Below are 6800 nucleotides of genomic sequence, written 5' to 3'. Positions count from 1 at the left end.
GACGACATTGGCATCGGTCTGGCACCGGGCGGCATTGCCAAGGTCTGGCTGGGCGGCCCCTGCCTTAAGTCGGTCGAGATTGCTCGAGTAGTAGGAACCATCAACCCAAGAGGCCCTTATGAAGGCAAATCCGGCGGTAAGCATCGACCTTTGTCCGAAACATCCAAGGCTTACATAGAAAAGTTCGGGATTCCTTATGGTTCGTGGTGACAGCAATCCCTCGGCCGCGCCAGTCATCAAGCCGTCCGGCCCAGCAGTCGTAAACCCTGAGTGCATGGAGAGCCTGACGCATCGCATTTTCTGATTTTACGACTGCCATGCAGTCGAACGCAGGCTTCGCCAGCTGCTACACGGATCGCGTTTTGGCTTAAGTGATTGGCATTACTCTCGCCCCATAAAAAAATGGGCACCCAACCTGGTTGGCGTGCCCATTCTTTTTTCCGCTCCCCCGCTACGCGGGATATGGATGCGGATTACGGATTAACGCTGTCTTTCAACGATTTTCCTGGCTTGAACGCAACAGTGTTGCTGGCCTTGATTTTGACTGGCTCACCGGTCTGCGGGTTTTTGCCTGTACGTGCACCGCGATGGCGTTGCAGGAAAGTCCCGAAGCCCACCAGCGTGACGCTGTCTTTGCGGTGCAGAGCGCCGGTGATTTCTTCGAGAACGGCGTTGAGAACGCGGTTGGCCTGCTCTTTGGTGAGGTCTGCTTTTTCCGCAATGGCAGCGGCGAGTTCTGGTTTACGCATTAGTGAAGCCCCTTTGACGGTTTTTTGTTGTTATGTCCGTGCTGTTCTCGTTGGAACAGCGCCCAAAGCGCCGCAGTGCTCTACTCTGCGGCAGACGGGAGGAGGATGGCACGCGCTTAAGAGCGGCGCCAGTCTCCCTGCGACCTTTGTGGGGGCAAAAGCAGGGTGATTCCGACAGAACGACCGCTATTTACGCCAGCAAGGGCGGAAGCTCTTTGTTCAGGGCGAGTTTTTCCATCACCGCCGCACCTGTCAGGGCATAACCCAGTAATTGGCCGGCGCTGTCGCGGCACAGCACCTTGATGTCTGCGCCCTGTCCTTCGACCGTCCAGACCCCTTCCGCACCCCGTGGCGGCGGCGAAACCACCAATGGGCAGATCGGGGTTTTCACGGTGATCGGCATCGGGCCATAACTGACCGCTACAGGGTTTCCGGCCAGGGTTTGAGCCAGCGCTCTCGCACAGCTCATGAGGGGCATGACGTACAACAGATTCAGCCCGTCGACCTCGGCGCAGTCGCCCAAAGCGTAGATATTGGCGTGAGAGGTTTTCAGATGACGGTCGACCACCACGCCACGGTTGACTTGCAGCCCGGCAGCGGCTGCCAGGTCGATGCGCGGGCGCAGGCCGATGGCCGACACCACCACATCGCAAGGAATGACCTGACCATCGGACAAATGCGCCTCCAGGCCATCAGCCACTCGCTGCAAGCGATTGAGCACCGGCCCGAGATGGAAGCGTGCGCCCAGGCTTTCCAGGCCGGCCTGGACCGCAGCAGCCGCCGCCGGATGCAGCAAGGTCGGCATGACCTGTTCGCACGGTGCAACCAGTTGCACCTCGTAGCCGCCCAGCATCAGGTCGTTGGCGAATTCGCAGCCGATCAGACCCGCGCCCAGCAGCAACACCCGGCGCTTGCCGGCCACCGCCGCGCGAAAGCGTGAGTAGTCTTCAAGGTCGTTGATCGGGAAAACGGCCTCCGCCGCGTCACCTTCGATCGGCACCCGTACGGTTTCCGCGCCCCATGCCAGGATCAGATCGCGGTAGATCACCGCCTCTTCGCCGATCCACAGGCGCTTGTGGCCCGGATCGATGCCGCTGATGCGCGTATGGGTGCGCACTTCGGCCTTCAATTGCTCGGCCATGGCGCCCGGTTCGGCCATGCTCAGGCCATCGGCGTCTTTATTCTTGCCGAAGCCGGTGGAGAGCATCGGTTTGGAGTAGGAGCGTCCATCATCTGCGGTAATCAGCAGCAGTGGGGTTTCGCCATCGAGTTTGCGAAACTCCCGGGCCAGGTTGTAGCCAGCCAGCCCAGTGCCGACGATCACGACAGGTGCGTTCATTCCCTTACTCCCCAGGTTCTTAGTTGATTTCGATCATTTCGAAATCCATTTTGCCCACGCCGCAGTCCGGGCACAGCCAGTCTTCCGGCACGTCCTGCCACGGCGTGCCCGCCGCAATACCGTCGTCCGGCCAGCCATCGGCTTCGTTATAAATCAGGCCGCAGACCACACATTGCCACTTTTTCATTCAGGTACTTCCTCAGGGTTCAGACTTTTGCCGGCGCGAACGGTCGATCGGTGAAGCGTTGCCGTCCGGCTCAGGGCGTTTTGTACTGATCAGGGCCGGCAGATGCAAGCCTGTTCGGCGCTACGGCTGGCGGGATCAATCAAATTCACCGCCTGACATGGTAAGCTCGCCGCCTCATTTGCTGCCAATAATGACTCACTGTGCCGCACTCAAAATCCCCTTGCGAGATACCGGTCTGGCTGCCTCGAAGCCAACTGGCGCCCCTTCCCGACATGTCTACGCTCGATTGGCTCTTCGATGAAGGATCGCTGACCCGACGTTTGATCCGTCTGTCGAATAACGGCTTCAGCGTCACGCCGCTGTTCGAAGGCTGGCAACCACTGCGCGCCGATGAATGTGCTGCGCTGGAGCTGGCCGAAGGCAGTGAAGGTTGGGTGCGCGAGGTGTATCTGCGCGGGCACGGTGAAGCCTGGGTATTTGCCCGCAGTGTGGCAGCGCGTAGCGCATTGCAGGGCGATGGATTGCATATGGATGAATTGGGTAGTCGTTCGCTGGGCGAATTGCTGTTTTGTGATCAGGCATTTCAGCGCCGGGCCATTGAGGTTTGTCACTATCCTCAGGCATGGCTACCGATGGATGCTCAAGCGCCCGAACTGTGGGGCCGGCGCTCGCGTTTCGACCGCGGCGCCTTGAGCGTGCTGGTGGCCGAGATCTTCCTGCCGACCTTGTGGAAAGCCACCCGCGCCCATCCGGAGAATTGCTGATGTACCAAAGCCTGCTCAAGTCCCTGAATCGCTTGAATCCACGGGCCTGGGATTTCATTCAGTTGACCCGCATGGATAAGCCGATCGGCATTTATTTGCTGCTATGGCCAACGTTATGGGCACTCTGGATTGCCGGTGAAGGTTCGCCGTCATTGGCCAATATCGTGATTTTCGTGCTCGGCGTTGTACTGACCCGTGCCGGCGGTTGTGTGATTAACGATTGGGCGGATCGTAAGGTCGATGGCCACGTGAAACGCACCGAACAACGGCCATTGGTGAGCGGCAAGATCAGCTCCAAAGAAGCCCTGGTGTTCTTTGCGGTGCTGATGGGCGTGAGTTTCCTGCTGGTGCTGTGCACCAATGCGAAAACCGTGTGGCTGTCGCTGGGCGGCTTGGCCCTGGCGTTCACGTATCCGTTCATGAAGCGCTATACCTATTACCCGCAAGTGGTGCTGGGTGCGGCATTTTCCTGGGGCATGCCGATGGCGTTCACAGCCGAAACCGGTGAACTGCCGGCAGCGGCCTGGTTATTGTGGATCGCCAACCTGTTGTGGACCGTGGGCTACGACACCTATTACGCCATGACCGACCGCGACGATGATCTGAAGATCGGGGTGAAATCCACGGCAATTCTGTTTGGCGACGCCGACAGAGTGATCATTCTGACCCTGCAGGGCTTGGCGTTGGGGTGTTTGCTGCTGGCAGGTTCGAAATTCCAGCTCGGCGGCTGGTTTCACCTCGGGTTGCTAGCGGCGGCGGGTTGTTTTGCATGGGAGTTCTGGTACACCCGCAGCAAGGACCGGATGCGCTGCTTTCAGGCGTTTTTGCACAATCACTGGGCCGGGTTGGCGATTTTCGTGGGGATAGTGCTGGATTACGCATTGCGCTGACTGATCTGTAGCAGCTGCCGCAGGCTGCGTTCGGCTGCGCAGCAGTCGTGAATTCTGTGCACGCGGTTTACCTGTTACACCGCATAGCCAGATTTCACGACTGCTGCGCAGCCTGCGGCAGCTGCTACAGGTGCGCTCTTGCGCGCCAATCAGTGCCGATACATGTGCCAGAAGCCGCCTTTACCATCACCCTCCGTATCCCCGGGCTTTTTGTCCATTTTGTAGCCATACATTGGCTTGCCTTTGTAAGCCCATTGCATCGTGCCATCTTCACGTTTGATCGGCGTCCAGTCACCTGTGGGCTTGGCATCCATCGGCGCCATCAATGGCGGCCAATTCGTCGCACACTCACCCATGCACATCGACTTGCCCTCCTTGTCTTTGTCAAACGTGTACAAGGTCATGCCCTTGTGATCGACCATCATGCCGTCTTTCATCATGGCCGGTTCGGCGGCGAAGGCCAGGGACGGCAGCGTTAGCGCCGCCGCGACCAGCAGGGCCTTCCAGGATTGCGCAATGTGATTCATGAAACCTTCCTCTTGTGATTGTCAGGATTCGGACTTAGAGCTTAGTTCAGGATCACGACAATCGCAGGACGGCTAAAATACTGTCACACGACTGCAATATTTCCGTTATCTAATGCGGCGCAAGACAGTTAAATGACAAGAGGATTAAGGCATGGTTGGCAGGAGCATTCTGATCGTCGACGACGAAGCGCCCATTCGCGAAATGATCGCCGTTGCGTTGGAAATGGCCGGCTACGACTGCCTGGAGGCGGAGAATTCGCAGCAGGCCCATGCCATTATCGTCGACCGCAAACCGGACCTCATTTTGCTCGACTGGATGCTGCCCGGCACTTCCGGCATCGAACTGGCCCGCCGCCTCAAGCGTGATGAGCTGACCGGGGATATTCCGATCATCATGCTCACCGCCAAGGGCGAAGAGGACAACAAGATCCAGGGCCTGGAAGTCGGTGCCGATGACTACATCACCAAGCCGTTTTCCCCGCGTGAACTGGTGGCGCGCCTGAAAGCCGTGCTGCGCCGCGCCGGCCCGACTGATGGCGAGGCGCCGATCGAAGTCGGCGGCCTGCTGCTGGACCCGATCAGCCACCGCGTGACCATCGACGGCAAACCCGCCGAGATGGGCCCGACCGAGTACCGTTTACTGCAATTTTTCATGACCCACCAGGAACGCGCCTACACCCGCGGGCAGTTGCTGGATCAGGTGTGGGGCGGCAATGTCTATGTCGAAGAACGCACCGTCGACGTGCACATCCGTCGCCTGCGCAAAGCCCTCGGCGATGCTTACGAAAATCTGGTACAAACCGTGCGCGGCACAGGCTACCGGTTTTCCACCAAGGCATAAAAACAGCGGCAAGCTTCAAGCTATAAGCGGCAAGCAAGGCGCAGCCGAACCCGTCACTCTTACTTGAAGCTTGCAGCTTGAAACTTGAAGCTGCGTTAGGACGCTCCGTGAACCAAAACTGGCATGGCACCCTGATTCGCCACATGCTGTTGCTGGTCACCGCCTGTCTGGTGATCGGCCTGATTTCCGGCTATTACGGCTGGAGCCTCGCCGTGGGCCTTGGTCTTTATCTGGCCTGGACTCTCAAGCAACTGCTGCGTTTGCACGAATGGCTACGCCTGCACAAACCCGATGAAGCACCGCCCGATGGTTATGGCCTGTGGGGCGAAGTGTTCGACAGCATTTACCACCTGCAACGCCGCGACCAACGGGTGCGCGGGCGTTTGCAAGCGGTGATCGACCGGGTTCAGGAATCCACCGCGGCGCTGAAAGATGCGGTAATCATGCTCGACAGCGACGGCAACCTGGAATGGTGGAACCGCGCCGCCGAAACCCTGCTGGGCCTCAAGACCCCACAGGACAGTGGCCAGCCGGTGACCAACCTGGTGCGCCATCCGCGCTTCAAGGAGTACTTCGAGCAGGACAGCTACGCCGAACCGCTGGAAATCCCTTCGCCGATCAATGATCGCCTGCGCATTCAGCTGTACATCACTCGCTACGGCAACAACGAACACTTGATGCTGGTGCGCGACGTGACGCGTATCCATCAGCTGGAGCAGATGCGCAAAGACTTCATCGCCAACGTGTCCCATGAGTTGCGCACACCGCTGACGGTGATCTGCGGCTACCTGGAAACCCTGCTCGACAACGTCGAGGAAGTGAACCCGCGCTGGATCCGTGCCCTGCAGCAGATGCAACAGCAAGGCGGGCGCATGCAGACCTTGCTTAACGATTTGCTGCTGCTGGCCAAACTCGAAGCCACCGATTACCCCTCGGACAACCAACCGGTGGCCGTCGACAGCCTGCTGCAATCGATCAAGAGCGATGCTCAGCAACTGTCTGGTCAACGCAATCAGCACATCACCCTGGAAGCCGATCCAACCATTCTGCTCAAGGGTAGCGAAGCGGAATTGCGTAGCGCGTTCTCCAACCTGGTGTTCAACGCAGTGAAGTACACACCGGCCGAGGGCAATATCCGCATTCGCTGGTGGGGTGATGATCAAGGCGCACACCTGAGCGTGCAGGATTCCGGGATCGGCATCGACAGCAAACACTTGCCGCGCCTGACCGAACGCTTCTATCGCGTGGACTCCAGCCGCAACTCCAACACCGGCGGCACCGGGCTGGGGCTGGCCATCGTCAAGCATGTGTTGCTGCGTCACCGGGCACGTATGGAAATCAGCAGTGTGCCGGGCCATGGCAGCACGTTTACTTGCCATTTTGCGCCAGCCCAAGTGACAAAATCCCGCGTCACCAGTGCCGCCGATTGATACCGGCCAGCACTCACCACTAGGCAAGCCAAGAGTCAGCCGCTACATTGGCTGACTTGTGCCTGCCCTTCAG

The 6800-nt window shown here is 59.0% G+C and carries 9 protein-coding genes; 5 read left to right on the top strand and 4 right to left on the bottom strand.

Features of this window, described 5'->3' with window-relative positions:
• A partial coding sequence (locus BZL43_RS14095; protein WP_143517857.1) for a DUF2931 family protein occupies nucleotides 1-210 on the top strand: 210 nt, incomplete at its 5' end.
• A 263-nt stretch (nucleotides 211-473) separates the two neighbouring features.
• Here the strand turns inward: BZL43_RS14095 and BZL43_RS14090 are convergent.
• The 3 genes from BZL43_RS14090 to BZL43_RS14080 form a co-directional block, all read right to left on the bottom strand.
• Nucleotides 474-749: an HU family DNA-binding protein gene (locus BZL43_RS14090; protein ID WP_003213368.1), complete on the bottom strand. Its 276-nt coding sequence runs from the start codon at nucleotides 747-749 to the stop codon at nucleotides 474-476.
• A gap of 190 nt (nucleotides 750-939) precedes the next feature.
• On the bottom strand, nucleotides 940-2088 hold the full coding sequence (locus BZL43_RS14085) for an NAD(P)/FAD-dependent oxidoreductase (RefSeq protein ID WP_095632866.1): 1149 nt from the start codon (nucleotides 2086-2088) through the stop codon (nucleotides 940-942).
• Between the two features lie 19 nt (nucleotides 2089-2107).
• Entirely contained in the window at nucleotides 2108-2275 is a 168-nt protein-coding gene (locus BZL43_RS14080) for a rubredoxin (RefSeq protein WP_027926308.1), read from the bottom strand.
• Between the two features lie 200 nt (nucleotides 2276-2475).
• Here BZL43_RS14080 and BZL43_RS14075 point away from each other — a divergent pair, with 200 nt between their 5' ends.
• Both BZL43_RS14075 and ubiA read left to right on the top strand, forming a co-directional pair.
• On the top strand, nucleotides 2476-3039 hold the full coding sequence (locus tag BZL43_RS14075) for a chorismate lyase (protein WP_095632865.1): 564 nt from the start codon (nucleotides 2476-2478) through the stop codon (nucleotides 3037-3039).
• Nucleotides 3039-3929 carry a 4-hydroxybenzoate octaprenyltransferase gene (gene ubiA / locus BZL43_RS14070; protein WP_095632864.1) on the top strand — a complete coding sequence of 297 codons (891 nt, stop codon included), beginning with the start codon at nucleotides 3039-3041 and terminating at the stop codon, nucleotides 3927-3929. The genes BZL43_RS14075 and ubiA overlap by 1 nt, the downstream gene beginning before the upstream one ends.
• Before the next feature lie 149 nt (nucleotides 3930-4078).
• On the opposite strand, the gene BZL43_RS14065 is transcribed toward ubiA, so the two are convergent.
• Entirely contained in the window at nucleotides 4079-4456 is a 378-nt protein-coding gene (locus tag BZL43_RS14065; RefSeq protein WP_095632863.1) for a hypothetical protein, read from the bottom strand.
• 151 nt (nucleotides 4457-4607) lie between these two features.
• On the opposite strand from BZL43_RS14065, the gene phoB reads away from it, so the two are divergent.
• Together phoB and phoR are read left to right on the top strand one after the other, a co-directional pair.
• Nucleotides 4608-5297, top strand: a complete 690-nt coding sequence (phoB, locus tag BZL43_RS14060) for a phosphate regulon transcriptional regulator PhoB (RefSeq protein ID WP_007896474.1) — start codon at nucleotides 4608-4610, stop codon at nucleotides 5295-5297.
• 143 nt (nucleotides 5298-5440) lie between these two features.
• A complete protein-coding gene (phoR, locus tag BZL43_RS14055) occupies nucleotides 5441-6727 on the top strand; it encodes a phosphate regulon sensor histidine kinase PhoR (protein ID WP_256582847.1) in 1287 nt (428 codons plus the stop codon).
• Nucleotides 6728-6800 lie beyond the last annotated feature (73 nt).

This window comes from Pseudomonas sp. PICF141 (assembly GCF_002286815.1).
Classification (GTDB): Bacteria; Pseudomonadota; Gammaproteobacteria; order Pseudomonadales; family Pseudomonadaceae; genus Aquipseudomonas.
Note: the sequence above shows the minus strand (reverse complement) of the source record. Positions and strands in the feature narration are given on the sequence as shown.

Excerpts from the sequence above, each read along its gene's own strand:
- phoB (WP_007896474.1), top strand. The coding sequence starts at position 4,608 with ATGGTTGGCAGGAGCATTCTGATCGTCGACGACGAAGCGCCCATTCGC.
- BZL43_RS14080 (WP_027926308.1), bottom strand. The coding sequence starts at position 2,275 with ATGAAAAAGTGGCAATGTGTGGTCTGCGGCCTGATTTATAACGAAGCC.
- ubiA (WP_095632864.1), top strand. The coding sequence starts at position 3,039 with ATGTACCAAAGCCTGCTCAAGTCCCTGAATCGCTTGAATCCACGGGCC.
- BZL43_RS14085 (WP_095632866.1), bottom strand. The coding sequence starts at position 2,088 with ATGAACGCACCTGTCGTGATCGTCGGCACTGGGCTGGCTGGCTACAAC.
- phoR (WP_256582847.1), top strand. The coding sequence starts at position 5,441 with ATGCTGTTGCTGGTCACCGCCTGTCTGGTGATCGGCCTGATTTCCGGC.
- BZL43_RS14090 (WP_003213368.1), bottom strand. The coding sequence starts at position 749 with ATGCGTAAACCAGAACTCGCCGCTGCCATTGCGGAAAAAGCAGACCTC.
- BZL43_RS14065 (WP_095632863.1), bottom strand. The coding sequence starts at position 4,456 with ATGAATCACATTGCGCAATCCTGGAAGGCCCTGCTGGTCGCGGCGGCG.